This window comes from Pimelobacter simplex (assembly GCF_900114845.1).
Classification (GTDB): domain Bacteria; phylum Actinomycetota; class Actinomycetes; order Propionibacteriales; family Nocardioidaceae; genus Nocardioides; species Nocardioides simplex.
This window is the reverse complement of record NZ_FOUK01000005.1, coordinates 312,139-337,258: the sequence shown is the minus strand read 5'-3', so window position 1 is coordinate 337,258 and position 25,120 is coordinate 312,139. Positions and strand designations below refer to the sequence as shown.

Below are 25,120 nucleotides of genomic sequence, written 5' to 3'. Positions count from 1 at the left end.
GCCGTCGTGCTCCACGGCCCGTCGCGGCCGCCCGTGGGCCCTCATCCCAGGAGCCCTCATGACCCGACGCCTCTCCCTCCTCACGCCCAGCGGACGCCTCACCCTCGGCAATCTGCTCGGCGCCCTCCGCCCCATGCGCGACGGCCAGGACACCGCCGACTGCTTCTACGGCATCTCCGACCTGCACGCCCTCACGACGCCGCGCTCCCCCGAGACCCTGCGGGCCGCGATCGCCGAGCAGAGCGCGCTGCTGCTCGCCGTCGGACTCGACCGCAGCACGCTCTTCCGCCAGAGCCGGGTGCCCGCGCACACCGAGCTCTCCTACCTCCTGGAGTGCGTCGCCACCACCGGCGAGCTCGGCCGGATGATTCAGTTCAAGGAGAAGTCCCGGCGCCACGAGACGGTCCGCTGCTCGCTCTTCACCTACCCGGTGCTGATGGCCGCCGACATCCTTCTCTACCAGCCCGAGCAGGTACCGGTGGGCGACGACCAGCGCCAGCACATCGAGCTGACCCGGGACGTCGCGCTGCGCTTCAACACCACCTACGGCGAGGTGTTCACCCTCCCCGAGATCACCGTCCCGCCCGCGGGGGCGCGGGTCATGGACCTCGCCGAGCCGACCCGCAAGATGAGCAAGTCCGGCCCGGAGGCCGGCTCGATCGCGCTGCTCGACCCGCCGGACGTCGTCCGCCGCAAGATCGCGCGCGCGGTCACCGACTCCGACCCGGGCCCGGACCCCGTCCGCGCCGACCGCGACGCCAAGCCCGGCGTGACCAACCTGCTGGAGATCCTCACCGCGTGCGGCGGCTCCGCCGACGACGTCACGACCTACGGGGCGCTCAAGTCCGCCGTCACCGACGCGGTGGTCGCCGAGCTCGCCCCGATCCAGGCCCGGTACGCCGACCTGGCGGCCGATCCGGCGTACGTCCAGGAGGTCTTCGAGCGCGGCGCCGCCCGCTGCCGCGAGGTCACCGCGCCGGTGCTCGCGGCGGCCCGGGCGGCCGTCGGGCTGTGAGTGCGGCCGAGTTCGGAGACTGTCGGCGGGCGCTGGCAGACTTCGCGGAATGACGTTCCAGGCCCTGCTCCTCGACCTGGACGACACCCTGGTCGACCACCGCGGTGCCGCCGACCGCGGTCTGCGCGCCTGGCTGACCGGCCTCGGCCTCGCCGAGACCCCGGCCGACCTCGAGGCCCACGCCGAGCGCTGGTGCGCGCTCGAGGCCCGGCACTACGAGCGCGCCCAGCGCCGCGAGATCAGCTACACCGAGCAGCGGCGGGTGCGCATCCGCGCCTTCCTGCCCTCCTGGAACCTCGCCGACGACGCCCTGGCCGACGACGTCTTCGCGGGCTTCCTCTCCTGCTACCAGGCCGCCCAGCGCGCCTTCGACGACGCCGCGGCCGCCATCGAGCGCGCCCGCGCGGCCGGGCTGCGCGTCGGCATCCTCACCAACGGCGAGCTGACCATCCAGACCGACAAGCTGCGCCGCACCGGCCTGCACCGCGACGACGTCCCGGTCTTCGCCTCGTCCGAGCTGCCCGCCGCCAAGCCCGACCCGCGCGCCTACCTCACCGCCTGCGCCGCCCTCGGCGTCGCGCCCCACGCCACGCTCATGGTCGGCGACTCGCTGCGCAACGACGTCGTCGGCGCCCAGCGGGCCGGGCTGACGGCGCTGTTGCTCGACCGGGCCGGCCGGATGGCGCGGCGGGCCGGCGAGTTCACGACCGTGCGTGGGCTCGGGGCGCTGCCGGTCTAGGGCGTGGTGGCCTAGCTGCCGAGCTCGTGCGAGCGGTCGCGCGCCGCCTCGAGCGCGGCGAGGAAGGCCGCGCGCACGCGGTGCACCTCGAGCTCGCGCAGCGCCGCGGCCGTCGTACCGCCAGGCGAGGTGACCTGCTCGCGCAGCACCGCGGGGTGCTCGCCGGTCTCGCGCAGCATGGCCGCCGAGCCGACCAGGGTCTGCACGACGAGCTCCTGGGCGACGGTGCGCGGCAGGCCGAGGTGGACGCCGGCCTCGATCATCGACTCCACGACGAAGAAGACGTAGGCCGGACCCGAGCCGCTGATCGCGGTGACCGCGTCCTGCTGCTTCTCCGGCACCCGGACCACGCGCCCGACCGAGGCCATCAGCTCCTCGGCCTCGGCCAGGTGGCTGTCGTCGCAGTGGGTGCCCGGCGAGATGGCCGCCATGCCCTCGTCGACGAGCGCGGGCGTGTTCGGCATCACCCGGACGACGGCCACGCCGTCGGGGACGCGCGACTCGACGAAGCCGGTGGTGATGCCTGCGGCGAGCGAGACGAGGAGCTTGCCGGGCGCCAGCGCCGGGCCCAGCTCGGCGAGGACGTCGGCCATGTCCTGCGGCTTGACGACGAGGAGGACCGTGTCGGCCTCGGCGGCCGCGCGCACCTCGTCGACCACGCTGACGCCGTACTTCTCGGCGAGCTCGGCGGCCCGCTCCGGTCGCTTCTCGACCACCACCAGCCGGTCGGCACTCCGGCCGGCCCGGATCAGGCCGGACAGGAGGGTCTCGCCCATCACGCCGGCGCCGATGACGGCGGTCCGCTTCTCGCTCACGGTCTGCTCGCTCACTTCCTGGGGATCAACGACGTCAGCAACAGTGACAGGTGGGCCGGACGCTCCGCCACTCGTCCCACCAGGTAGCCGTACCAGTCGGTTCCGTACGGCAGCAGCACGCGGACCTGCTCGCCGGTCCCGGCGAGGCGGCGCTGCTCGGCCGGGCGGACGCCGTACCGGAGCTGGAGCTCGTACGTCGTGGGCGCGCGCCCGTAGCGGCTCGCCAGCGCGACGGCGATCTCGAGCAGCCGCGGGTCGTGGGTGGCGACGACCGGGTGCCCGGCGCTGCCGAGCAGCACCTTGAGGCAGCGGACGTAGGCCTGGTCGACCTCGGCGTCGGCTGCGTCGGCACCCCGCTCGAGCCGCACCCGGCTCCCGGCCCGGGCCAGCGCCCGGCAGTCGTCCTCGGTGCGCGGGAGCGCCGCGTGCAGCACGACGCCGACGTCGGGGAAGTCCGCGCGCAGCGCCGTGACGAGGGCGAGCCTCGCGTCGACGTCCGTGGCGGCAGGGACGCCGCCGACCGTGATCGTCGCGTCGGCTGCCGCCGCCGTCCGGCAGATCTTGCGGGCGTCGTCGAGCGCGACCACCCCGACCGTGACGTCGGTGCCGGCCGCGAGGCCCGCGTCGGAGAGCCGGTCGAGCAGCGTGCGGTACTCGGCGACCTCGGAGCCCCCGGGCGCGCCCAGCCGCTCGACCCCGGCCCGGAAGCCGGCCCGCCGCACCTCGGCGACCGCGCGCACCGCGTCGTCGACCCGCTCGCCGGGCACGAAGGTGCGCACGACCCGCCGACCCACGGGGCTGCGCGACAGCAGCATCAAGGAGTCCCGGACCGGCCGCATGCCCCCAAAACTACGGGCCTTCCGTCGAAGTCCGTCAGTCGGTACGACGGCGCAGGGTCACCGCCCCGAGAGCGAGCGCCGCGATCGCGAACGCCGCGACGATGCCGACGTCCCGCCAGACCTGGCCGGTGCCGGACGTCGTCGCGAGCTGCTCCATCGCGTCGACGGCGTAGGTGAGCGGCAGGACGTTCGCGACCGCCTCGAGCACCGGCGGCAGGTGGTCGCGCGGCAGGATCAGCCCGCAGAGCAGGATCTGCGGCACCACGACGGCGGGCAGGAACTGCACCGCCTGGAACTCCGTGCGCGCGAACGCCGACACGAACAGCCCCAGCGCCGTGCCCAGCACGGCGTCCGCGACGCCGACCACGATCAGCAGCACCAGCGGTCCTTCGACGTCGAGGTCGAGCAGGCCGGCCGCCACCCCGGACGCCAGCGCGGCCTGCACGGCGGCGACCGCGCCGAACGCGAGCGCGTAGCCGCACAGGAAGTCGAGACGGCCCATCGGCAGCGTGAAGAGGCGTTCGAGCGTGCCGCTCGACCGCTCGCGCAGCGTGGTGATGCTCGTGACCAGGAACATCACGAAGAACGGGAAGATCGCCAGCAGGGCCGGGCCGATCCGGTCGAAGACGAGTGGCGTCGAGTCGAAGATCCACCACAGCAGCACCTGCAGCAGGCACGGCAGGACCAGCAGCATCGCCAGCGTGCGGTGGTCGCGGCGCAGCTGCGTGAGCACGCGGACGGCGACCGCCAGCGTCACCCGCGGCGTCACTCCGCGCCCTCCACCAGCGCCAGGAACGCCGTCTCGATGTCGGGAGCCCCCTGCCGCTGCTTGATCGCGGAGGGCGCGCCCTGCGCGATGATCCGCCCCTCGCGCATGAGCAGCAGGTCGTCGCACCGCTCGGCCTCGTCCATGACGTGGCTCGACACGAGCACGGCCGTCCCGGCGGTCGCGATCCGGTGGAAGAGTGCCCAGAGGTCGCGCCGCAGCACGGGATCGAGGCCCACGGTGGGCTCGTCGAGCACGAGCAGCTCGGGGCTCCCCAGCAGCGCCACGGCGAGACCGACGCGCGAGCGCTGGCCGCCGCTGAGCCGGCCGACGACCGCGTCGCGGTGACCACCCAGGTCGACGGAGGCGGCGGCCTCGTCGGCCGCGGCGGGGCCGATCCCCAGCACCCGCGCGAAGAAGCGGAGGTTCTCGAGGACCGTCAGGTCGTCGTACACGCTGGAGGACTGGGTCTGGTAGCCCACCCGGTCGCGCAGCGCCGCGCTCCCGGCGGGCGCGCCCAGCACGGTGACCGTGCCGCCCGCGACCCGCTGCACGCCGACGATGCTGCGCAGCAGCGTGGACTTCCCGCACCCCGACGGGCCCAGGAGGCCCGTCACCCCGGGGCCGATCGTCAGGTCGAGGCCGTCGAGCACCACCCGTCCGCCACGGACGACGCGCAGGCCGGCGACCTCGACCGTGCTCACGCGGGTTCGCCGCCGGGCTCGGCCGGGACGACGGTGAGGTGCTCGATCGCGAACTCGAGCGACTCGCGCAGGTCGGCCTCCCGCTCCTCGCGCGTCGTGCAGCGCCGGGTGTTGATCTCGAGCACCACCTCGCCACCGAAGCCGGTCGCCGCCAGGTGCCGCAGGAAGCCCGCCGCCCCCATGTCGCCGCGGCCCGGGACGAGGTGCTCGTCCTTGGCCGAGTCGGTGCCGTCGGTGAGGTGGATGTGCCGCAGCCGCGGGCCCAGCCGCTCGGCCATCGCGACCGGGTCGGACTGCGCGATGGCCGCGTGGGACAGGTCGATCGTCGTGTTGGCGTAGTCCTCGGCCGACGGGTCCCAGCTCGGGAGGTACATCTCCATCCGGCGCTTGGACGCCCGCCACGGGTACATGTTCTCGACCGCGAACGCGATGCCCGACGACTCCTCGAGCGCGGCGATGCCGTTGACGAAGTCACGCGCGTACTCGCGCTGCCAGCGGAACGGCGGGTGCACCACGACCACCTCGGCCCCCACCGCCTTCGCCATCGCGGCGGAGCGCTCGAGCTTCCCCCACGGCTCCACCCCCCACACCCGCTGCGTGAACAGCAGGCAGGGCGCGTGGATCGCGCTGATCGGCAGGTCGTGGTGCTCGGCCAGCTGGCGCACCGCGTCGATCTGCTGCGAGAGCGCGTCGATGCCGACCATCACCTCGACGGCCTCGTAGCCCACGGACGCCGCATAGGCGAACGCGTGCGCGGTCGACTCCGGGTAGACCGAGCTGGTGGACAGGCCGATCCTCGGCCGACCCCCCGGTCCGCCCGCCGATCGCCCCGCCCCGGAGGTCATGGCTCGTCGGTGACGCTGAGCTTGTCGAGACGCTCGAGGATGACGCCCTCCCGCAGCGCCCAGGGACAGATCTCGAGCTCGGACAGGTCGAAGATGTCCATGCAGGCCTCGGCGACGAGCGCCCCCGGCACGATCTGGTGCGTGCGGCTCGGCGAGACCCCCGGCAGCGCGGCGAGCTCCTCGGACGTCATCGCCACCAGCTTGGGGATCCACTGCCGCAGCTCGGTCAGCGGCAGCGTCCGCGGCACGAGCGGCCCGTCCGCCGACGGCGCGGCCCCGCAGATGCGGGCCAGCGAGCGGAACGTCTTGGAGGTGGCCGACGCGCGGTGCGTCGTACCGGCGCGCAGGAGGTGGCCCGCGTCGCGGGCGATGTCGGCCCGGATCCGCCGCCGGATCTGGCGCAGCGCCTCGTCGTCGGGCTGGTGCGCGAACTCGGCCCGCGCCAGCCGCGCCGCCCCCAGCGGCAGCGACCACGCGACGTCCGGCCGCTCGTCGGAGCCCGCCGCGATCTCGAGCGAGCCGCCCCCGATGTCGAACACCGCCAGCCGCCCGGCCGACCAGCCGAACCAGCGTCGTACGGCCAGGAAGGTGAGGCGCGCCTCGTCCTCGCCCGGGAGCACCTCGATCCGGACCCCCGTCTCGGCCTCGACGTGCGCCAGCACGTCCTCGGAGTTGCCCGCGTCGCGCACCGCCGAGGTCGCGAACGAGAGCATCTCCTCGCAGCCCTTCTCCTCCGCGACCACCAGCGCCTGCGCGGTGAACGCGGTCAGCGCCGCGATCCCCGTCGGGGACACGTCACCCGCGTCGTCGAGGTGCTCGGCCAGCCGCAGCGGCTCCTTGTAGGAGTACGCCGGCAGCGGCGCGGCCCCGCCGTGGGCGTCGACCACGAGCAGGTGACCGGTGTTCGAACCGATGTCGAGCACGCCCAGACGCATGCCACCAACGGTACTAGTCCGATGGCGCGAGCACGTCGTCGCTCCGCTCCGCCGCGCTGCCGCGCGCGCCGTCGAGGTCGCGTGGCGAGCGACCGGCCGGCGGCAAGACAGCGGCGCGGCCACAACCCCGCTCCCGTCGGCTCCGGTCGCTCCTTCGTCGCTCCCTCCGCCTCCTCGCCCGGCGTTCCGGCCGCAGCCGGCCCGCCACTACAGTTGTCCAGTGCCCGAGGTCTCGCTCGACTTCCCCCGTGCGTGGGTGGAGTTCACCAATCCCGCCGACGAGGGCGAGGTCCTTCGCTGCGACCTCACCTGGCTCACGTCGTCGTACACCTGCATCTTCGGCCAGGGCTGTGCCGGCATCTACGCCGACTCCCCCGACGTCGGCTGCTGCACCCTCGGCGCCCACTTCGCCGACAAGGACGACGAGAAGCGGGTCGCCGGCTTCGTCGACCAGCTCACCCCGGCGCACTGGCAGTTCCACCCCGGACGCCCGGTCAAGCGCAAGGACTGGGTCGAGAAGGACGAGGACGGCGAGCGCAAGACCCGCATGCACGAGGTGAACGGCCAGCGCTCGTGCGTGTTCGCGAACCGGCCCGACTTCGCCGGAGGCTCCGGCTGCGCCCTGCACGGGCTCGCGCTCGAGCTCGGCCGCAACCCGCTCGAGACCAAGCCCGACGTGTGCTGGCAGCTGCCGATCCGGCGCACCTTCCGCGAGGTCGAGCGGATGGACGGCACCGAGTACGTCGAGGTCACGATCACCGAGTACGACCGCCGCGGCTGGGGTCCCGGCGGCCACGACCTCGACTGGTACTGCTCGGGCAACACCGAGGCCCATGTGGCCGTCGAGCCGCTCTACATCACCAACGAGGCCGAGCTCGTGGCACTCATGGGCCAGGAGGCCTACGACGAGCTGGTGGTCCACTGCGAGGCCCACCTGCGCTCGCGGTCCGCCCTCGCCCTGCACCCCGCAGACCCGCGCTGACGGGCGGTTCGCACCTCGCCGCGTGGTCGGTGGTCGCGCCTGTCGGTTCCGCTCCCGCACCTCTCGACATCAAGAGACAACGACCCCGATTCGTCGGAGGTCTGCCGGCATGCTCAGAATGTCTGGCATGCGCCTCGACCATCTCTCCTACGCGGCAGGTCCCGACGGACTCGCGAGCACCGCGGCCCGCCTGGGCACAGCGATCGGCCGTGAATTCGTCGACGGCGGCGTGCACCCCCGCTTCGGCACGCGCAACATGATCCTGCCGCTCACCGACGGCACGTACCTCGAGGTCGTCGAGGCACTCGACCACCCGGCGTCCGACAAGGCCCCCTTCGGCCAGGCCGTGAAGGCCCGCTCCGCCCTTGGCGGCGGCTGGCTCGGCTGGGCCGTCGCGGTCCCCGACATCGCGGTCGTCGAGGAGCGCCTCGGCCGCCCCGCCGTCCCGGGCTCGCGGCACCGCCCCGACGGCACCGAGCTGCGCTGGAAGCAGATCGGCATCAACGGCCTCATCGCCGACCCCCAGCTGCCGTTCTTCCTGCAGTGGGACATCCCGTCCGACCTGCACCCCTCGACCGGCGCCGACGGCACCGTCTCGCTCGCCGGCATCGAGATCGCCGGCGACCCGCAGCGGGTCAGCGAGTGGCTCGGCGAGACCGTCGAGGCCCCGCTCGAGGACGTCAAGGTCGAGTGGGTCGCCCCCCACGGCACGCCCGGCATCCTCGCCGCGCAGGTGCTGACGCCCAACGGCATCGTCCGCATCTGAAGCCGGTCCCCGGGGCCATCCCGAGCCCCAACATCTGGCACCACACGGCGACGTACGAGCTCGAGAACCGCGCCGCCGACCCCGACGACCGTCTCTGGACGGCGATGCGGTCGCGCGCCGACTGGACCGGCCGGACCGTCCTCGACCTCGGCTGCGGCACCGGCTTCCACCTGCCCCGTTTCGCCGAGACCGCCGCGCGCGTGATCGGTGTCGAGCCCCACCCCGGCCTCGCGAGGCTCGCCGCCCGCCGGCTCCGCACCCGCGGCGTCACCGGCGCCGAGGTGCTCCCCGGCACCGCCCAGGAGATCCCCCTCCCCGACGCCTCGGTCGATGTCGTCCACGCCCGCTGGGCCTACTTCTTCGGCCCCGGCTGCGAGCCGGGGCTCGTCGAGCTCGACCGCGTCGTACGCCGGGGCGGGGTCGCGATGATCATCGACAACGACGCCTCCCGCTCGACCTTCGGCGGCTGGTTCCGCCACGGCTACCCTCACCTCGAGCCGCCCGAGACCGTCGAGCGCTTCTGGAGCATCCGCGGCTGGACCCTCGACCGCGTCGACATGGGCTGGCGCTTCGAGACCCGCGCCGACCTCGAGGCCGTGGTGCGGATCGAGTTCGCTCCGGAGGTCGCGGACGAGTTCTTGGGCCGCCACCACGGCCTCGAGGTCGACTATGCGGTCAACCTGTGGTCACGAGGTTGGTAGCCGACTCAGCACGCAGTGCCCTTGGCGAACAGAGTCTGGAACCGCGCGACGTACATGTCGGCCACCGCATCGTCCTCGATCCGCAGCATCATCTCGTCGCTGCCGCGGATGGCGTTGTAGACGATGTTCGCGCTACCGGTCCAGGTCGTCTTGTAGGGCTGCCCGTTGAGGAGCGCGTCGACGACGAGCACCTTGTCGTGGGCCGGAACCCGAACCGTCCGGTTCTGCTCGATGTATGAGCTCATCCCCGCACACGGATTGTCGTTGTCGATCGCGATGACCCGGACGTTGCAGTCCATGTTCCGCAGTCGCTTGAGCGCAGCACCGACAGCCGTGCGCGTTCCGATCTTGAGTGTCGAGGCCATCAGGAAGATCCGACGGTGATCGGGACTGCAGCCCGTGATGGCGTTGAGCCACTTGGCGACGGGGTCACCGTCCTGGGGCATCAGGATCGCGTTCCAGCCCGTCTGGTTGATCACCCGGTTGGCCGGGATGCCGGCACCCCAGGCACCGGCGTTGAGGCTGTTCCAATAGGCGTTCAGGCCGTTGTACATGTCGACGTCGCCGCGCCGGATCACCAGGTTCTGGTAGTAGGTGCGGTGCTGGTTCGGCACGAAGTTCATCGACGTCACCACCGACGTGTAGGACGTCACGCCGTTCACGGTGGACTTGAAGGTCGCGAACTTCGAGTGATCGATGAAGCCGTTGCCGGCACTGTTGTCGCTGGGAATGCACGACACATCAGGGGCGCAGTACTTGACCGGGATGCCGCTGCTGATGAGACCGCTGCCCACCGTGCCGCTCCTCGCCGAGTCATCGAGGACGAGCCGGACGTCGACGCCACGGGTCTTCGCGTCCTTGAGCGCCGTGGCGAGGGCGAGGACGGGAGCGGTGCCTCCCGTGAAGTTGTAGGTGTTGAGCCGGATCTGGTCTCCAGCCCCCTGCGTCGCATTCACCAAGCCGACGATCTTGTCGATGATGATCGACTCGGTGTCGCTCAGATCTTGGAAGCAGATCTCCCAGGAGCCGGAGGTCTGGCAGGAGCCGGGTGCGGCGAGGGCCGCAGCCGTGGCCGCTTGCACGGTCGGAGCCTCAGTCGCCGCCGACGCAGGACTGCTGGAGGTCGGCATGGCCAGCGAGGCGGCCAGCGCCAACCCCGCGGCAAGGGGGGCGACAAGGAGCCTCCGGAGCCGATGCGGACGGCGAGTCAGGGGTGGAGTCATCGAGATCTTCTTTCCGATAGGGGGACGGAAAGAAGACGTTAAGCCGGGACCTGTCTCCAACAAAAGGCATTTCGCGCCCGTTCTTGCCAGAGGATCAGAAAGTCGAGGTCAGTACTCACCGGTCGTGGAGCGCCGCACCTCGAGCCGCGGCTCGAGCAGCACCCCCGGCGCCGTCACGTGCCCCGGCGAGAGCAGCGCCTGCAGCGCCGCGACCAGCTGCACCGCGACCTCCTCGAGCGGCTGGCGCACCGACGTCAGGCCCATCACCTGCGCCACCTGCGAGTCGTCGAAGCCGACGACCGCCACGTCGCGCCCCGGCGCCAGCCCCCGCTCCCCCAGCGCATGCAGGACGCCGACCGCCAGCGTGTCCGACGCGCACACGAACGCCGTCGGACCGCTCGCGGCGAGCAGCGCCGCGGCGGCCTCGCGGCCGGCGTCGACGGTGTCGTCGACCGCCGCCTCCAGGCCGGTGGTCGAGAGCCCGTGGGTCGCCATGGTGCGGTGCCAGCCGGCACGGCGGTCCTCGCCGATCCGCGAGCCGGGCTGCCAGCCGATCCACGCGATCCGCTCGTGGCCGCGCTCGCGCAGGTGCTCGGTGGCGGCCTGGACGCCGGCCGCGCCGTCGACGTCGACCCAGGGGTGGGCCGCGCCGGCGTCGTCCCAGGGGCGGCCGAAGGCCACGAACGGCGCGCGGCGCAAGGTCAGCCCGACCGTCTGCGGGTTGCCGAGGTAGGTGTCGGTGACGACGAAGGCGTCGACCGAGGTCGAGCGGAGCAGGTCGTCGTACCCGCCGAGGGGGTCGGGCCGCTCCCCCTCGGCCACGCGCCCGCCCGAGAACAGCAGGACGTGGTAGCCGGCCTCGCGCGAGGCCTCGACGAGCGCGTGCACGAACCGGTCGGTGGTCGCGCTCGCGGTGAACTCCTGGACCGGCGCAAGGCGCATCCCGATCAGGTGCGACGAGCGGGTTCGCAGGTGGCGAGCGGCCTGGTTGGGCGTGTAGTCGAGGACCTCGATCGCGTCGCGCACCCGGGCCAGGGTGTCCGCGCGCAGCAGGTCGGGGTTGTTGATCGCGTTGGACACGGTCTGCCGGGACACACCCGCCCGCTCCGCGACGTCAGCGAGGGTCGCCGGGGTCCGCGAGCTGTCCACAGGCGCGATTCTCCCATGCCGTTCTCCACAGCCACCGCGCGCCAGGAGGGTTCCGTCGGCCCCCTGCTCTACTGTCGTGCCCATGGCTGGTTCGAAAACACGTTCGACTTACCGCTGCGGCGAGTGCGGCTGGACGACGGCGAAGTGGGTGGGGCGCTGCGGCGAGTGCCAGGCCTGGGGCTCGGTGTCCGAGGTCGCCGTCGCCGCGGCCGGCGTCTCGAGCCGTACGGCGGCCGCTCCGGTCACCACGGCCGCGGTGCCGATCGCGCAGGTCTCCGCCGACCGCGCGGTGCACCATCCCTCCGGCGTGGCCGAGCTCGACCGGGTGCTCGGCGGCGGGCTGGTGCCCGGCGCCGCGGTGCTGCTGGCCGGTGAGCCGGGCGTCGGCAAGTCGACGCTGCTGCTCGAGGTGGCCGCGCGCACGGCGGCCGGGTCCCGGCGCACGCTCTACGTCACCGGCGAGGAGTCGGCGGCCCAGGTCCGGCTGCGGGCCGACCGGACCAACGCGCTCGAGGACCAGCTCTACCTCGCGGCCGAGACCGACCTGGGCGCCGTGCTGACCCACATCGAGGAGGTGCGCCCCGCGACGGTCGTCATCGACTCGGTCCAGACGATCAGTGCCTCCGGCGTCGAGGGCGTCCCCGGCGGCGTCACCCAGGTCAAGGAGGTCGCCCAGGCGCTGGTGCGCATGGCCAAGAGCCGCGACATCACCATCGTGATGATCGGCCACGTCACCAAGGACGGCGGCATCGCCGGCCCCCGCGTGCTGGAGCACCTCGTCGACGTCGTCCTCCACTTCGAGGGCGACCGCAACTCGCGCTTCCGCATGCTCCGCGCGGTCAAGAACCGCTTCGGGCCGGTCGACGAGGTCGGCTGCTTCGACCTGGGCCCCGACGGCATCCGGGCCGTCGACGACCCGACCGGCATCTTCGTCGAGCGGCACCACGGCCGGGTGCCCGGCACCTGCATCGCGGTCTCGATGGAGGGGCGCCGGCCGCTGCTGGCCGAGGTCCAGGGCCTGGTCACCATCTCCCCCAACGAGCGGCCGCGGCGGACGACGTCGGGCATCGACAGCTCCCGGCTCGCCATGGTGCTCGCCGTGCTCCAGCAGCACTGCGACGTGCGGCTCCACCAGCACGACGTCTTCGCCTCGACGGTCGGTGGCGCCCGCCTCACCGACCCCGCCGCCGACCTCGCGCTGGCGGTCGCCGTCGCCTCGGCCCACTTCGTGTCCGCGCCGCCAGCCGGCGTGGTCGCGATGGGCGAGATCGGGCTGTCCGGCGAGCTGCGCCGGGTCCGCGACCTGCCCCAGCGGCTGGCCGAGGCCGCCCGGCTCGGGTTCGCCCTGGCCATCGTGCCGGCCGACCCCGGCACCGCCCAGGGCGTCCGCCGTCCCTCGAGCGACCGCATGATCGACGGCATGCGGGTGATCGAGGCGCCGGACGTCATCAGCGCCCTGCGGCTGCTCAACCTCGACCGCCGCACGAAGCACGCCCTGGAGGTGATCGACGGGAGCGAATGAGCGCAATTCCGCACCGACAACTGAATATCGGGCGCGTGATCGACCCCGGTCGCGGATAAGGTACGAGCCAAGACGCCCACCAGGGCGCGCGCCGCCACCGGCGGCCAACGATGAGGAGGAGCGCGCGTGGTCACGTCGGCCGACCCCCGACTCCGCGAGGCTCTCGCGTCGATCGCCCCGGGCACGCCCCTGCGCGACGGACTCGAACGGATCCTCCGCGGCCGCACCGGAGCGCTGATCGTGCTCGGCCGGGACAAGCTGGTCGACAGCCTCTGCACCGGCGGTTTCGAGCTCGACGTCCCCTTCACCGCCACCGGGCTGCGCGAGCTGGCCAAGATGGACGGCGCGATCATCGTCGATGCAGGCGTCGGCCGGATCGTCCGGGCCGCGGTCCACCTGATGCCCGACCAGAGCATCCCCTCCGAGGAGACCGGCACCCGGCACCGCACCGCGGACCGCGTCGCCAAACAGACCGGCCACCCGGTCATCTCGGTCTCGCAGTCGATGCAGATCATCGCGGCGTACGTCGGGGACACCCGTCACGTCCTCGAGGACTCCGGCCAGATCCTCTCCCGCGCCAACCAGGCGCTGGCCACCCTGGAGCGCTACAAGCTGCGCCTCGACGAGGTCTCCAGCACGCTCTCAGCCCTGGAGATCGAGGACCTGGTCACCGTCCGCGACGTCGCCGTGGTCGCCCAGCGCCTCGAGATGGTCACCCGGATCGCCCGCGAGATCGAGGACTACGTCCTCGAGCTCGGCACCGACGGCCGCCTGCTCGCCCTGCAGCTGGAGGAGCTCGTCACCGGCGTCGACACCGAGCGTGAGCTGGTCATCCGCGACTACGTCCCGTCCCGCCGCCGCAGCCGCGACCCGCTCGAGCTGCTCGGCAAGCTCGAGCTGCTCTCGGCCACCGACCTGGTCGACCCCTCCGCCGTCGCGAAGGTCCTCGGCATCGGGACCGGAGAGCACCTCGACGGCGCCGTGGCGCCCCGCGGGTACCGCCTGCTGACCAAGGTCCCGCGCCTGCCCGGCAACGTCGTCGAGGGACTCGTCGACCACTTCGGCACCTTGCAGAAGCTGCTCTCCGCCGGGATCGACGACCTCCAGGCCGTCGAGGGCGTCGGCGAGCTCCGCGCCCGCAGCGTCCGCGAGGGGCTCAGCCGGCTCGCCGAGTCGACCATCCTCGAGCGCTACGTCTGACCGGCCCGGCCGGGCTCAGTTGACCGGCGTCTTGGACTTCTTGGGCTTGCGGGTGGCGTCCGGGTCCGGCGGCGTCGGCGTCACCCGGATCGTCTCGGCGGTCGGCTTCCCGAGCCGGAACTCGGCCTCGGCCGGCTCCCCGCCGAGCGCGGCGGCGGCGATCGAGAACTCCCCGGGGCCGACCCAGTCGCCGCGGTTGGTGCAGCCGTCGGTGGACTCGCGGGCCTCCTTCCAGGTCAGCTGGACGACGGTCGCCACCTGGCGCCGGACGACGACCGACTGACGGGTCACCGCACGCGGGCACTGACGGGTGGTCCACACGCTGGTGCCGTCCTGGGCGATCCGGACGGTCAGGGTCGAGGGGGCGATCTTCCAGGTGCAGGCCTCGGAGGTCCGGGTCTGGAGCGAGAGGCGCAGGGGGACGTCGCGGCCAGCGACGGCGCCCTCGGCGACCGACGGCGTGACGATGACGTCCGACGCCTCGCAGGTCCCCTGGGGCGCGGCGAGCGTGGGCGTGGTGGGGCCGACGGGTCCGGTCGGCGTACCGCCGGTGCCGTCGGTGCCGTCGGTGCTGCCCTTGCCGCCCTTGCCATCGGCGTCGCCGGTCGCCGACGTGCCGTCGGTCCCGGCCTTCCCGTCGGCCCCCTCACCCGCGGTCACCGTCTGCGTCGCGGACACCCCGCTGCCCGCCTGTGCGGCGGTGTCGGTGTCGTCGGACGATCCGTCGCTGCCGGCGGTGAGCCAGCGCGCGATGATGAACACGAGCGCGAAGGCCACGCCGAGCACGAACACCCGGCGCCGCCAGTAGACCGACGGCGGGAGCGGTCCGCGCGGGGCGCTCCCGCGCCCGGCGGGGCTCGGAGGGCGCGGGGAGGACATGCCTCAGACGGTAGTCAGCCGGCCGCCGTGCGCCGGGCTGACCCGCCGGGGTGGGCCGCAGTGAACCGCAGGTCACAATGGGTCCCACGATGACGAGCCCCCTGGTCGACCCGATCCTGCACTGGTACGACGAGCACGCCCGCGACCTTCCGTGGCGCCGCCCCGAGGCGTCGCCCTGGTCGGTGCTCGTCAGCGAGTTCATGCTGCAGCAGACGCCGGTGGTCCGCGTCCTGCCGATCCACGAGGCCTGGCTGACCCGCTGGCCCACGCCGGCCGCGCTGGCCGCGGAGGCCTCGGGCGAGGCGGTCCGGGCGTGGGGGCGGCTGGGCTACCCACGCCGCGCCCTGCGCCTCCACGCCGCGGCCACCGCGATCACCGAGGAGCACGGCGGCGAGGTCCCCAGCGAGTACGACGACCTGCTGGCGCTGCCCGGCGTCGGGGACTACACGGCGGCCGCGGTGGCGGCGTTCGCGTACGGACGGCGCCAGGTGGTGCTCGACACCAACGTCCGCCGGGTGCTGGCGCGGACGGTGAGCGGCGTGGAGTTCCCGTCCCGCTCGGTCACCCGCGCCGAGCGCGACCTCGCCGCGGACCTCCTCCCCGCGGACCCGCCGACGGCGGCGACCTGGTCCGTCGCGGTGATGGAGCTCGGCGCGCTGGTGTGCACCGCCGACCGGCCCCGGTGCGGAGGCTGCCCGGTCGCCGCGGCGTGCGCCTGGCAGGCGGCCGGTGCCCCGGCGTACGACGGACCGCCGCGCCCCGTGCAGACCTACGCGGGCACCGACCGGCAGTGCCGGGGACGCCTCCTCGCCGTCCTGCGGGACACGCCCGGCGCGGTCACCCGGGACCGCCTCGACGCCGCCTGGGACGACGTCCCCCAGCGGGAGCGGGCGCTCGCCTCCCTGCTCGCGGACGGCCTCGTCGTGCGCCACGACGACGGTCGCTACGCGCTCCCCTGACCCCACGGCGCGCGGCGCCCTCGCCCGCCGGCGACCAGCCCTGCCCTGAGATGCCCTGAGATGCGACGAGCCCGGCGCCCCCAGGGGGACGCCGGGCTCGCTACCGCAGCAGCCGGTCAGCCAGTGAGGCCGTCAGCCGGTCAGGCCGACTCGGAGGACGGGTCCTCCGGCAGCTCACCCGGGGCTGCGGCCCCGGTGCCGGAGCCGGGAGCCTCGGCGACCGTCTCGAGCGGCGGCATGTCGGGGAGCTCCCCGACCTTCTGCCCCTCGAAGGTGAAGGTCGCGTTGGGGCCCTCGCCGTCGACGTCCACGAGCACGATCTGGCCGGGGCCGACCTCTCCGTAGAGCATCTTCTCGGCCAGGATGTCCTCGATCTCGCGCTGGACCGTGCGGCGCAGCGGCCGGGCGCCCAGGACCGGGTCGAAGCCCCGCTCGGCGAGCAGGTTCTTCGCAGCCTGGGTGAGCTCGAGCTTCATGTCGCGGTCCTTGAGCCGGGTCTCGACGGCGCCGATCATGTTGTCGACCATCGCGACGACCTGCTCGCGCGAGAGCGGCGGGAAGACGATGATCTCGTCGACGCGGTTGAGGAACTCGGGGCGGAAGTGCTGCTTGAGCTCCTCGGAGACCTTGCTCTTCATCCGCTCGTAGGAGCCCGCCGCGTCACCGGCCTGGTTGAAGCCCAGGTTGATGCCCTTGGCGATGTCGCGGGTACCGAGGTTGGTCGTCATGATGATGACGGTGTTCTTGAAGTCGACGACCCGACCCTGAGAATCGGTCAGGCGACCTTCCTCGAGGATCTGCAGCAGGCTGTTGAAGATGTCGGGGTGGGCCTTCTCGACCTCGTCGAAGAGAACCACGGAGAACGGCTTGCGGCGCACCTTCTCGGTGAGCTGGCCGCCCTCCTCGTAACCGACATAGCCCGGAGGCGAGCCGAAGAGGCGCGAGACGGTGTGCTTCTCGCCGAACTCCGACATGTCGAGCTGGATCAGCGCGTCCTCGTCGCCGAAGAGGAACTCGGCGAGCGTCTTGGACAGCCACGTCTTGCCGACACCGGAGGGACCGGCGAAGATGAACGAGCCACCGGGACGCTTCGGGTCCTTGAGGCCGGCGCGGGTACGGCGGATCGCCCGGGAGAGCGCCTTGACGGCCTCGTCCTGGCCGATGACCCGCTTGTGGAGCTCGTCCTCCATCTTGAGCAGCCGGGTCGACTCCTCCTCGGAGAGCTTCACGATCGGGATGCCGGTCGCGACGGCGAGGACCTCGGCGATGAGCTCCTCGTCGACCTCGGCGACCTCGTCCATGTCACCGGCACGCCACTGCTTCTCGCGCTCGGACTTGGCCAGGATCAGCTGCTTCTCCTCGTCGCGCAGGCGCGCGGCGGCCTCGAAGTCCTGACCGTCGATGGCCGCCTCCTTGCGCTGGCGGACGTCGGCGATCTTGTCGTCGTACTCGCGCAGGTCGGCGGGGGCGGTCATCCGGCGGATGCGCAGCCGCGAGCCGGCCTCGTCGATGAGGTCGATCGCCTTGTCCGGCAGGAACCGGTCGGAGATGTAGCGGTCGGCGAGCGTGGCCGCGGAGACCAGCGCGTCGTCGGTGATGGTCACCCGGTGGTGCGCCTCGTAGCGGTCACGGATGCCCTTGAGCATCTCGATCGTGTCGGCGATCGACGGCTCGGGGACCTGGATCGGCTGGAAGCGGCGCTCGAGCGCGGCGTCCTTCTCGAGGTACTTGCGGTACTCGTCGAGGGTGGTGGCGCCGATGGTCTGCAGCTCGCCGCGGGCCAGCATGGGCTTGAGGATCGACGCGGCGTCGATCGCGCCCTCGGCCGCGCCGGCACCGACGAGGGTGTGGATCTCGTCGATGAACAGCACGATGTCGCCGCGGGTGCGGATCTCCTTGAGCACCTTCTTGAGGCGCTCCTCGAAGTCACCGCGGTAGCGCGAGCCGGCGACGAGCGCACCCAGGTCGAGGGTGTAGATCTGCTTGTCCTTGAGCGTCTCGGGGACGTTGCCCTTGACGATGTCCTGGGCCAGGCCCTCGACGATCGAGGTCTTGCCGACGCCGGGCTCGCCGATGAGGACCGGGTTGTTCTTGGTCCGCCGCGAGAGCACCTGCATCACGCGCTCGATCTGCTGGCCGCGGCCGATGATCGGGTCGAGCTTGCCCTCGCGGGCGTCCTGGGTCAGGTTCCGGCCGAACTGGTCGAGCACCAGCGAGGACGACGGCGCGTCGCCGCCGCTCGTGGCGCCGGAGGCCGACGCGGTGGAGCTGCTCTCCTTGCCCTGGAAGCCGGACAGCAGCTGGATGACCTGCTGGCGGACCCGGTTGAGGTCGGCGCCGAGCTTCTGCAGCACCTGGGCGGCGACGCCCTCGCCCTCACGGATCAGGCCGAGCAGGATGTGCTCGGTGCCGATGTAGGAGTGACCGAGCTGCAGCGCCTCGCGCAGGGAGAGCTCGAGCACCTTCTTGGCACGGGGGGTGAAGGGGATGTGGCCGGACGGAGCCTGCTGCCCCTGGCCGATGATCTCCTCGACCTGGGCGCGGACCGCCTCGAGGGAGATGTCGAGCGACTCCAGCGCCTTGGCGGCGACGCCCTCTCCCTCATGGATGAGCCCGAGCAGGATGTGCTCTGTCCCGATGTAGTTGTGGGAGAGCATGCGGGCCTCCTCCTGGGCCAGCACGACCACCCGGCGGGCTCGGTCAGTGAACCGCTCGAACATTGCACGCTCCTCACACGTCACAGGGCTGTTCGTAGGGATACAACCCCGCTCACACCCTACGCGTTCCAGGTGAGCGCCTGTTCTCTGTGCGCTCTCAGCGAACGCGCTGCCCGCACCGCCCGCCGGGAGAGCGGCCGACGCCGCCCTCCCGCGGGCTCAGCACTCAGTGCGCGGCGTCGTACGCCTCGCGCACGTCGGAGGGGATCCGGCCGCGCTCGGGGACGTCGTGACCGTTGGCCCGGGCCCACTCCCGGACCTCCTTGGCCGAGACGCCGCCGTTGGCCGAGGCCGCCGCGCGACCGCGCTTGGCGCCACCGCCACCGCCTGCGCCACGGCCGACCTTGCGGGCGTGACCGACATAGGCGGCGAGCGCCTCGCGCAGCGCATTCGCATTCTTGTCGTTGAGGTCGATCTCGTAATTGGAGCCGTCGAGACCGAAGGCGACCGTCTGCGAAGCGTCGCTCCCGTCGATGTCGTCGACCAGGATGATGTTGACCTTCTGCGCCATGCTTTCCCCAACTCTCGCATTATGGACGGGCGGATAATCTCCGAAATGAAAATAGCGGACTTATCGCCTGACACGCACGGCGGCGTGTTTATCGTGCGCAATCTGTCGATATCTGCCGCCAGCGCCTGTCTTCGCCGGGCGACTTTCTGCGCCACCAACACCTGATAATCGGCGGAAATACCGCGGCGCGCGTCCGACATTCAGCGCTGGTTGCGCGCGAACACCTTCTCGAGCCCGCGCAACGTCAGCGCCGGCGCCAGGTCGGTGAAGCAGCGGCACTCGTCGACGACGAGCGGCGCGAGGTAGCCGGTCGCGATCACCGAGGCCGCGCGCTCGTCCCCGGCCGGGCAGCCGAGCGCGTCGAGGAGGCGCTCGACCATGCCCTCGACCTGGCTGGCCACGCCGAAGACCATCCCGGACTGGAGTGCCTCGACGGTGTTCTTGCCGATGACGCCGCGGGGGCGGACCAGCTCGACCATCCGCAGCTGGGCGCCGCCGCGGCTGAGCGCGTCGAGGGAGATCTCGATGCCGGGGGTGATGGCGCCGCCGACGTAGCGGCCCTGCTCGTCCACGACGTCGTACGTCGTCGCGGTGCCGCCGAAGTCGACGACGATCGCCGGGACGGGGTAGTCCGCCGCGGCGGCGAGCGCGTTGATGATCCGGTCGGTGCCGACCTCGCGCGGGTTGTCGACGAGGATCGGGACGCCGGTGCGGATGCCCGGCTCGACGATGACCCGCGGCACGTCAGGGAAGTGCGCGGGCAGCATGTCGCGCCAGGCGTTGAGGACGGCCGGCACGGTCGCGCAGACGGCGATGCCCGTGACCTCGGAGGCGCGGGCGCCGAGCAGTCCGCGGATCAGGACCGCCCACTCGTCGGCGGTGCGGTGCTCGTTGGTCGACACGCGCCAGTCGGCCAGCACCTCGCCGTCGGCGACGAGGCCGAGGACGGTGTGGGCGTTGCCGATGTCGGCCGCGAGCAGGGGCACGGTCAGGCCGTCCGGAAGTCCAGGCCCAGGTCGAAGACGACGACCGAGTGGGTCAGGGCGCCGACGGAGATGAAGTCGACGCCGGTCTCGGCGACCTCGCGGGCGCGCTCGAGGGTGAGCCCCCCGGACGCCTCGAGCGTCGCGCGCGAGCCGGCGGCCTCGTTGATCCGGACCGCCTCGGCCATGTCGGCCGTGCTCATGTTGTCGAGCAGCACCTCGGTGCAGCCGGCGGCGAGGACGGCGCGCAGCTCGTCGAGGTCCATCACCTCGACCTCGACGCGCAGGCCGGGGTGCTTCGCGACGACGGCCTCGTAGGCCGCGACGACGCCACCCGCGGCCACCGCGTGGTTGTCCTTGACCATCGCCCGGTCGACCAGGCTGAACCGGTGGTTGACTCCCCCGCCGCAGCGCACGGCGTACTTCTGCAGCGCGCGCCAGCCCGGCAGCGTCTTGCGGGTGTCGAGGACGCGCGCACGGGTGCCGGCCAGGGCGTCGACCCAGCGCGAGGTCGCCGTGGCGACGCCGGAGAGGTGGGAGGCGAAGTTGAGCGCGGTCCGCTCGGCGGTGAGGACGCCGCGGACCGGTCCGGAGACCGTCAGCACGACGTCGCCCGGCGCGACCCGGGTGCCGTCGGGCACCCGTCCGGTGATCTTCACCGTGTCGCCCAGGGCGTAGGCGAAGGCCAGCTCGGCGATCGCGAGCCCGGCGACGACGCCGGGCTCGCGCGCGGCGAAGTCGGCGACGGCCTCGCCCATGTCGGGCATCGCGTCGCTGGTGACGTCGTCGACGCCGCCGGGCAGGTCCTCCTCGAAGGCGAGCACGACGTGGTCGTAGACCGCACGCGGGTCGAGCCCGGCGTCGGCGATCTCGGCGAGGAGCGCGTCCGGCAGGTCGTCGTACGGCGTCCGGGCGATCACGCGAGACCTCCGTCGGTGGCGGGCGCGGGCGCGAAGGTGACGGTGGTGGCGCCGTCGTCCATCCGGACGTCGAAGTGCCCGGCCCAGTGGGCGTCGTCGCGCTCGGGGAAGTCCTCGCGCCAGTGCGAGCCGCGGGTCTCCTGGCGCAGCGCGGCGGCGTCGGCGAGGGCGGCGCTGATGGTGAGCAGGTTGGTCGCCTCCCACGAGGCCTGGTCGACGGTCTCGGCGGCGTGCCCGGCGAGCTTGTCGAGGACGACGCCGGCCTCGGCCAGCCCGGGCGCCGAGCGCAGCACGCCGACCCGCGAGCTCATCGTCTCCTGCAGCTCGCGACGCACGTCACCCGCCACCAGCCCCGCCGTACGACGGTCGGCGCCGGGCTCGCGCCAGGCCGGGAGCTCGGCGGGCAGCACCTCGGCGATCCGCCGCGAGAACACCAGGCCCTCGAGCAGCGAGTTGGAGGCGAGCCGGTTCGCGCCGTGGACGCCGGAGCAGGCGACCTCGCCGGTGGCGTAGAGCCCGGGCAGGTCGGTGCGGCCGAGCAGGTCGGTGCGCACGCCGCCGGAGGCGTAGTGGCAGGCCGGCGCGACCGGGATCAGCTGGGTGACCGGGTCGATGCCGTAGGAGCGGGCGGTGGCGAGGATCGTCGGGAAACGGCGCTCCCAGAACTCCGCCCCGAGGTGCCGCGCGTCGAGCCACATGTGGGGGCGCCCGGTCTCGAGCATCCGCTTCATGATCGTCTTGGCGACGACGTCGCGCGGCGCCAGGTCGGCGAGCTCGTGAACGCCCTGCATGATCCGGTTGCCGTCGTCGTCGACGAGGAAGGCGCCCTCGCCGCGCACCGCCTCGGAGATGAGCGGCTGCTGGCCGCGCGACTCCGGGCCGAGGTACATCACGGTCGGGTGGAACTGCACGAACTCGAGGTCGCGCAGGGTGGCGCCGGCACGCAGCGCGAGCGCCATGCCGTCGCCGGTGGTGACGGCGGGGTTGGTGGTCTGGGAGAACACCTGGCCGAGGCCGCCGCTGGCCAGCACGACCGCCCGGCAGCGGACGGCGCCGACGCCGTCGCGCTCGCCCTCGCCGATCACGTGCAGGGTCAGCCCGGCCACGCCCGTCGTCCCGGTCTCGTCGGGGCCGAGCAGCAGGTCGACGGCCAGCGCGTGCTGGATGACCTCGATGTCGGGGGCCGCCTCGATGGCGGCGATGAGCGCCCGCTGGATCTCGGCGCCGGTGGCGTCACCGCCGGCGTGCGCGATCCGGTCGCGGTGGTGGCCACCCTCGCGGGTCAGCGACAGCTCGCCGTCGGCGGTGTGGTCGAAGTTGGTGCCGAGCGCGATCAGCTCGCGCACCGCCTCGGGGCCCTCGTTGACGAGCACCCGGACGGCGTCCCGATCGCAGGCCCCCGCGCCGGCGACGAGCGTGTCGGCCTCGTGCTGCTCGGGGGTGTCCCCGGGACCGAGTGCCGCCGCAATGCCGCCCTGGGCCCACTGGGTGGAGCCGGCGTTGAGGACGTCCTTGGTGACGACCAGGATCTTGTCGACCTGGCCGCGCAGCCGGAGCGCGGCGGTCAGTCCGGCGATGCCGGAGCCGACGATGACGACGTCGGCGCGCGTGGTCCAACCCGGGTCCGGCGCGGTGAGGCGCCCGGGGAGGCGCAGCTGTTCAGGCATCCCAGCAGGCTACTGCTCGCCGGGCTCAGTGCGTCGCGGTGACGTCGCCGCGGGACAGGCTCGGGTCGCCGAAGGTCTCGGCGGGGTCGAAGCCGGTCGCCATGATCTTGTTGCCGGCGTCGACGAAGACGACGTGCGGCTGGAAGGCCTTGGCCTCCTCGGTCGTCATCTGGCCGTAGCCGATCAGGATGACCAGGTCGCCGGGGTGGACGAGCCGGGCGGCGGCGCCGTTGATGCCGATCACGCCGCTGCCGCGCTCGCCGGCGATGGTGTAGGTCTCGATCCGGGCGCCGTTGGTGATGTCGACGATGTGCACGAGCTCGCCGGCCAGCAGGTCGGCGGCGTCGAGCAGGTCCTCGTCGACGGTGACCGAGCCGACGTAGTGCAGGTCCGCCTGGGTCACGGTGGCCCGGTGGATCTTGCTCTTCATCATGGTGCGCAGCATGGTGATCTCCCTAGGGGTTCAGAACTGCAGAGGCATGTTGTCGATGAGGCGGGTGGAGCCGACCCGCGCGGCGACGAGGACCCGGCCCTCGGAGCCGGCCTCGGGGTAGTCCGGCAGCTCGCCGAGCCCGGTCGTGGTCAGCGCCAGGTAGTCGAGCTCGACGCCGGGCTCGCTCTTGATGACCGACATCGCGGCCCACCGCGCCGCCGGGACGCCGTACGACGCCCGCTCCTGCGCGGCCCGCAGCGCCCGGCTGAGCACGACGGCCTGCTGCCGCTGCTCGGCGTCGAGGTAGCGGTTGCGGCTCGACCGGGCGAGCCCGTCGGGCTCGCGGTCGGTCGGGGCGCCGACGACGTCGATGCCCAGGCACAGGTCGGCGACCATCCGGCGGATGAGCGCGAGCTGCTGGTAGTCCTTCTCGCCGAAGACCGCGACGTCGGGGCGGACCAGGCCGAACAGCTTGGCGACGACGGTCAGCACGCCCCGGAAGTGACCGGGTCGGCTCGCTCCTTCGAACAGGTCGGCGAGCGGCCCGGGCTGGACCGTGACCGCCTCGGAGACGACGCCCTCGTGGGGGACGCCGTCGGGGTACATCTCGGCCACCGTCGGCGCGAACACCACGTCGACGCCCTCGGTGGCGGCGATCGCGACGTCGGCGTCGAAGGTGCGCGGGTAGCGGTCGAGGTCCTCGCCGGGCCCGAACTGCAGCGGGTTGACGAAGATCGAGAGCACCACGGTGCCGTCGGCGCCGGCCCGCTCGCGGGCGATCCGGAGCAGCGACGCATGGCCCTCGTGGAGCGCGCCCATGGTCGGCACGAAGACGACCGGGCCGGTCCCGCGCAGGCCGGCGAGATCGCCCCGGCTGCGCACGACGTCCGGGGTGGTCAGCGTGGTCACGCGCTCTCCACCCGCGGGTGGTGCACGAAGCGGCGCTCGCCGTAGGCGTTGAGGACGGTGGCGATCGACTGCGCGCGGATCGGCAGCAGCCGGCCGTCGGTGACCGCGCGGTCGAGCGTGGCCCACGCCAGGGCGACGTACGACGGGACGGTGTCGGGTGCCTTCGCCGCGATGTCCGCGAGGTGCGCCGCGACGGTCTGGACGTCGCCGCGCACGATCGGCCCGGTGAGCGCGGCGTCGCCGTGGTCGAGCGCGTTGTCGAGGGCGGCGTCGAGCAGGGGGCGCAGCGTCCCGGCCGGGTCGTCGACACCGGCCGCCGCGAGCAGGCCCATCGCCTCGCTGACCAGCGTCACCAGGTGGTTCGCGCCGTGCGCGAGACCTGCGTGGTAGAGCGTGCGCATCTCCTCGGGCACCCACGTGGGGCGGCCGCCGAGGTCGGCGACGAGCGCCTCCGCGACCTCGCGCTCGGCCGGACCGGCGGTGAGGCCGAACACGCAGCCGTGCAGCCGCTCGAGGTCGACCGCCGTCCCGGTGAAGGTCATGGCGGGGTGCAGCGCGATCACCCGGGCGCCCACGGCGGCAGCCGGCGCGAGGACGGCCAGGCCGTGGCGGCCGGAGGTGTGCGCGACGTACTGGCCGGCGTGGAGGGCACCGCTGTCGGCGAGCACCTTCACGACGTTGGGGAGCATGTCGTCCGGCACGGTCAGGAGCAGGAGCTCGGACTCGCGCGCGACGTCGCTCGGCTTGCGGAGCGGGACGCCCGGCAGCAGGTCGGCAGCGCGACGCCGGGAGGCGTCGGACTCGCCCGCGGCGGCGACGACGGTGTGGCCGGCCGCCTGGAGACCGGCAGCCAGGACGGCGCCGACGCGACCCGCGCCGACCACGCCCACCCGAAGAGTGAGGGACATTCGTGAACCTTTCGTTCCCGTCCCTCCGACCAC

The 25,120-nt window shown here is 72.9% G+C and carries 25 protein-coding genes; 8 read left to right on the top strand and 17 right to left on the bottom strand.

The features are described 5' to 3' along the window. Positions 1-58: 58 nt before the first annotated feature. Positions 59-1,015, top strand: a complete 957-nt coding sequence (gene trpS / locus BM223_RS21710) for a tryptophan--tRNA ligase (RefSeq protein WP_038676679.1) — start codon at positions 59-61, stop codon at positions 1,013-1,015. A gap of 49 nt (positions 1,016-1,064) precedes the next feature. Then, positions 1,065-1,754 carry an HAD family hydrolase gene (locus BM223_RS21705; protein WP_038676677.1) on the top strand — a complete coding sequence of 230 codons (690 nt, stop codon included), beginning with the start codon at positions 1,065-1,067 and terminating at the stop codon, positions 1,752-1,754. An 11-nt stretch (positions 1,755-1,765) separates the two neighbouring features. On the opposite strand, the gene proC is transcribed toward BM223_RS21705, so the two are convergent. The 6 genes from proC to BM223_RS21675 are packed head-to-tail and all read right to left on the bottom strand — an operon-like array spanning position 1,766 to position 6,658. Continuing rightward, positions 1,766-2,584, bottom strand: a complete 819-nt coding sequence (gene proC / locus BM223_RS21700; protein WP_255319118.1) for a pyrroline-5-carboxylate reductase — start codon at positions 2,582-2,584, stop codon at positions 1,766-1,768. Beyond that, positions 2,581-3,408: a proline dehydrogenase family protein gene (locus BM223_RS21695; RefSeq protein ID WP_038676675.1), complete on the bottom strand. Its 828-nt coding sequence runs from the start codon at positions 3,406-3,408 to the stop codon at positions 2,581-2,583. The genes proC and BM223_RS21695 overlap by 4 nt, the downstream gene beginning before the upstream one ends. A 34-nt stretch (positions 3,409-3,442) precedes the next feature. After that, positions 3,443-4,177 carry an ABC transporter permease gene (locus BM223_RS21690; RefSeq protein ID WP_038676673.1) on the bottom strand — a complete coding sequence of 245 codons (735 nt, stop codon included), beginning with the start codon at positions 4,175-4,177 and terminating at the stop codon, positions 3,443-3,445. After that, positions 4,174-4,878, bottom strand: coding sequence for an ABC transporter ATP-binding protein (locus BM223_RS21685; protein ID WP_038676672.1), 705 nt, complete (start codon positions 4,876-4,878; stop codon positions 4,174-4,176). Before BM223_RS21685 ends, BM223_RS21690 begins: the two co-directional genes overlap by 4 nt. Next, the gene (locus BM223_RS21680) at positions 4,875-5,723 is read right to left on the bottom strand and encodes a sugar phosphate isomerase/epimerase family protein (protein ID WP_052138198.1); all 849 of its coding nucleotides are present in this window, start codon (positions 5,721-5,723) and stop codon (positions 4,875-4,877) included. The genes BM223_RS21685 and BM223_RS21680 overlap by 4 nt, the downstream gene beginning before the upstream one ends. Further along, positions 5,720-6,658, bottom strand: a complete 939-nt coding sequence (locus tag BM223_RS21675; protein WP_038676669.1) for a Ppx/GppA family phosphatase — start codon at positions 6,656-6,658, stop codon at positions 5,720-5,722. Before BM223_RS21675 ends, BM223_RS21680 begins: the two co-directional genes overlap by 4 nt. 220 nt (positions 6,659-6,878) lie before the next feature. Here BM223_RS21675 and BM223_RS21670 point away from each other — a divergent pair, with 220 nt between their 5' ends. The 3 genes from BM223_RS21670 (at position 6,879) to BM223_RS21660 (ending at position 9,107) form a co-directional block, all read left to right on the top strand. Then, positions 6,879-7,640, top strand: coding sequence for a DUF3109 family protein (locus BM223_RS21670; protein WP_038676668.1), 762 nt, complete (start codon positions 6,879-6,881; stop codon positions 7,638-7,640). 127 nt (positions 7,641-7,767) lie between these two features. Next, positions 7,768-8,406 (top strand): VOC family protein, encoded by a 639-nt coding sequence (locus tag BM223_RS21665; RefSeq protein ID WP_075018709.1) that lies wholly within the window; start codon positions 7,768-7,770, stop codon positions 8,404-8,406. 104 nt (positions 8,407-8,510) lie between these two features. Beyond that, a complete protein-coding gene (locus BM223_RS21660) occupies positions 8,511-9,107 on the top strand; it encodes a class I SAM-dependent methyltransferase (protein ID WP_235319109.1) in 597 nt (198 codons plus the stop codon). 5 nt (positions 9,108-9,112) lie between these two features. Here the strand turns inward: BM223_RS21660 and BM223_RS21655 are convergent, their stop codons facing one another. Both BM223_RS21655 and BM223_RS21650 read right to left on the bottom strand, forming a co-directional pair. Further along, complete coding sequence (locus BM223_RS21655) at positions 9,113-10,189, bottom strand: phospholipase D-like domain-containing protein (protein WP_075018708.1); 1,077 nt, start codon at positions 10,187-10,189, stop codon at positions 9,113-9,115. A 249-nt stretch (positions 10,190-10,438) separates the two neighbouring features. Next, on the bottom strand, positions 10,439-11,479 hold the full coding sequence (locus tag BM223_RS21650; RefSeq protein WP_235319107.1) for a LacI family DNA-binding transcriptional regulator: 1,041 nt from the start codon (positions 11,477-11,479) through the stop codon (positions 10,439-10,441). 82 nt (positions 11,480-11,561) lie between these two features. On the opposite strand from BM223_RS21650, the gene radA reads away from it, so the two are divergent. Both radA and disA read left to right on the top strand, forming a co-directional pair. Beyond that, positions 11,562-13,001 (top strand): DNA repair protein RadA, encoded by a 1,440-nt coding sequence (radA, locus tag BM223_RS21645; RefSeq protein WP_038676664.1) that lies wholly within the window; start codon positions 11,562-11,564, stop codon positions 12,999-13,001. A gap of 126 nt (positions 13,002-13,127) precedes the next feature. Continuing rightward, complete coding sequence (gene disA, locus BM223_RS21640) at positions 13,128-14,201, top strand: DNA integrity scanning diadenylate cyclase DisA (RefSeq protein WP_038676663.1); 1,074 nt, start codon at positions 13,128-13,130, stop codon at positions 14,199-14,201. A gap of 15 nt (positions 14,202-14,216) precedes the next feature. Here the strand turns inward: disA and BM223_RS21635 are convergent, their stop codons facing one another. Further along, positions 14,217-15,080, bottom strand: a complete 864-nt coding sequence (locus BM223_RS21635; RefSeq protein ID WP_141267154.1) for a hypothetical protein — start codon at positions 15,078-15,080, stop codon at positions 14,217-14,219. A gap of 89 nt (positions 15,081-15,169) precedes the next feature. On the opposite strand from BM223_RS21635, the gene BM223_RS21630 reads away from it, so the two are divergent. Next, the gene (locus tag BM223_RS21630) at positions 15,170-16,039 is read left to right on the top strand and encodes an HhH-GPD family protein (protein WP_038683382.1); all 870 of its coding nucleotides are present in this window, start codon (positions 15,170-15,172) and stop codon (positions 16,037-16,039) included. Between the two features lie 140 nt (positions 16,040-16,179). On the opposite strand, the gene BM223_RS21625 is transcribed toward BM223_RS21630, so the two are convergent. From BM223_RS21625 to BM223_RS21590, 8 genes are all read right to left on the bottom strand, one after another. After that, the gene (locus BM223_RS21625) at positions 16,180-18,759 is read right to left on the bottom strand and encodes an ATP-dependent Clp protease ATP-binding subunit (protein ID WP_038676660.1); all 2,580 of its coding nucleotides are present in this window, start codon (positions 18,757-18,759) and stop codon (positions 16,180-16,182) included. Between the two features lie 163 nt (positions 18,760-18,922). Next, a complete protein-coding gene (locus tag BM223_RS21620; protein WP_038676659.1) occupies positions 18,923-19,267 on the bottom strand; it encodes a histone-like nucleoid-structuring protein Lsr2 in 345 nt (114 codons plus the stop codon). Between the two features lie 200 nt (positions 19,268-19,467). Further along, a complete protein-coding gene (locus BM223_RS21615; RefSeq protein ID WP_038676656.1) occupies positions 19,468-20,253 on the bottom strand; it encodes a type III pantothenate kinase in 786 nt (261 codons plus the stop codon). A 2-nt stretch (positions 20,254-20,255) separates the two neighbouring features. Further along, complete coding sequence (gene nadC / locus BM223_RS21610) at positions 20,256-21,170, bottom strand: carboxylating nicotinate-nucleotide diphosphorylase (RefSeq protein WP_075018707.1); 915 nt, start codon at positions 21,168-21,170, stop codon at positions 20,256-20,258. Next, positions 21,167-22,837: an L-aspartate oxidase gene (locus tag BM223_RS21605; protein ID WP_038676654.1), complete on the bottom strand. Its 1,671-nt coding sequence runs from the start codon at positions 22,835-22,837 to the stop codon at positions 21,167-21,169. The genes nadC and BM223_RS21605 overlap by 4 nt, the downstream gene beginning before the upstream one ends. A 25-nt stretch (positions 22,838-22,862) precedes the next feature. Next, a complete protein-coding gene (gene panD / locus BM223_RS21600; protein WP_038676652.1) occupies positions 22,863-23,282 on the bottom strand; it encodes an aspartate 1-decarboxylase in 420 nt (139 codons plus the stop codon). An 18-nt stretch (positions 23,283-23,300) separates the two neighbouring features. Next, positions 23,301-24,179, bottom strand: a complete 879-nt coding sequence (gene panC, locus BM223_RS21595; RefSeq protein ID WP_307723152.1) for a pantoate--beta-alanine ligase — start codon at positions 24,177-24,179, stop codon at positions 23,301-23,303. Further along, positions 24,176-25,087: a Rossmann-like and DUF2520 domain-containing protein gene (locus tag BM223_RS21590; protein ID WP_038676650.1), complete on the bottom strand. Its 912-nt coding sequence runs from the start codon at positions 25,085-25,087 to the stop codon at positions 24,176-24,178. The genes panC and BM223_RS21590 overlap by 4 nt, the downstream gene beginning before the upstream one ends. Positions 25,088-25,120 lie beyond the last annotated feature (33 nt).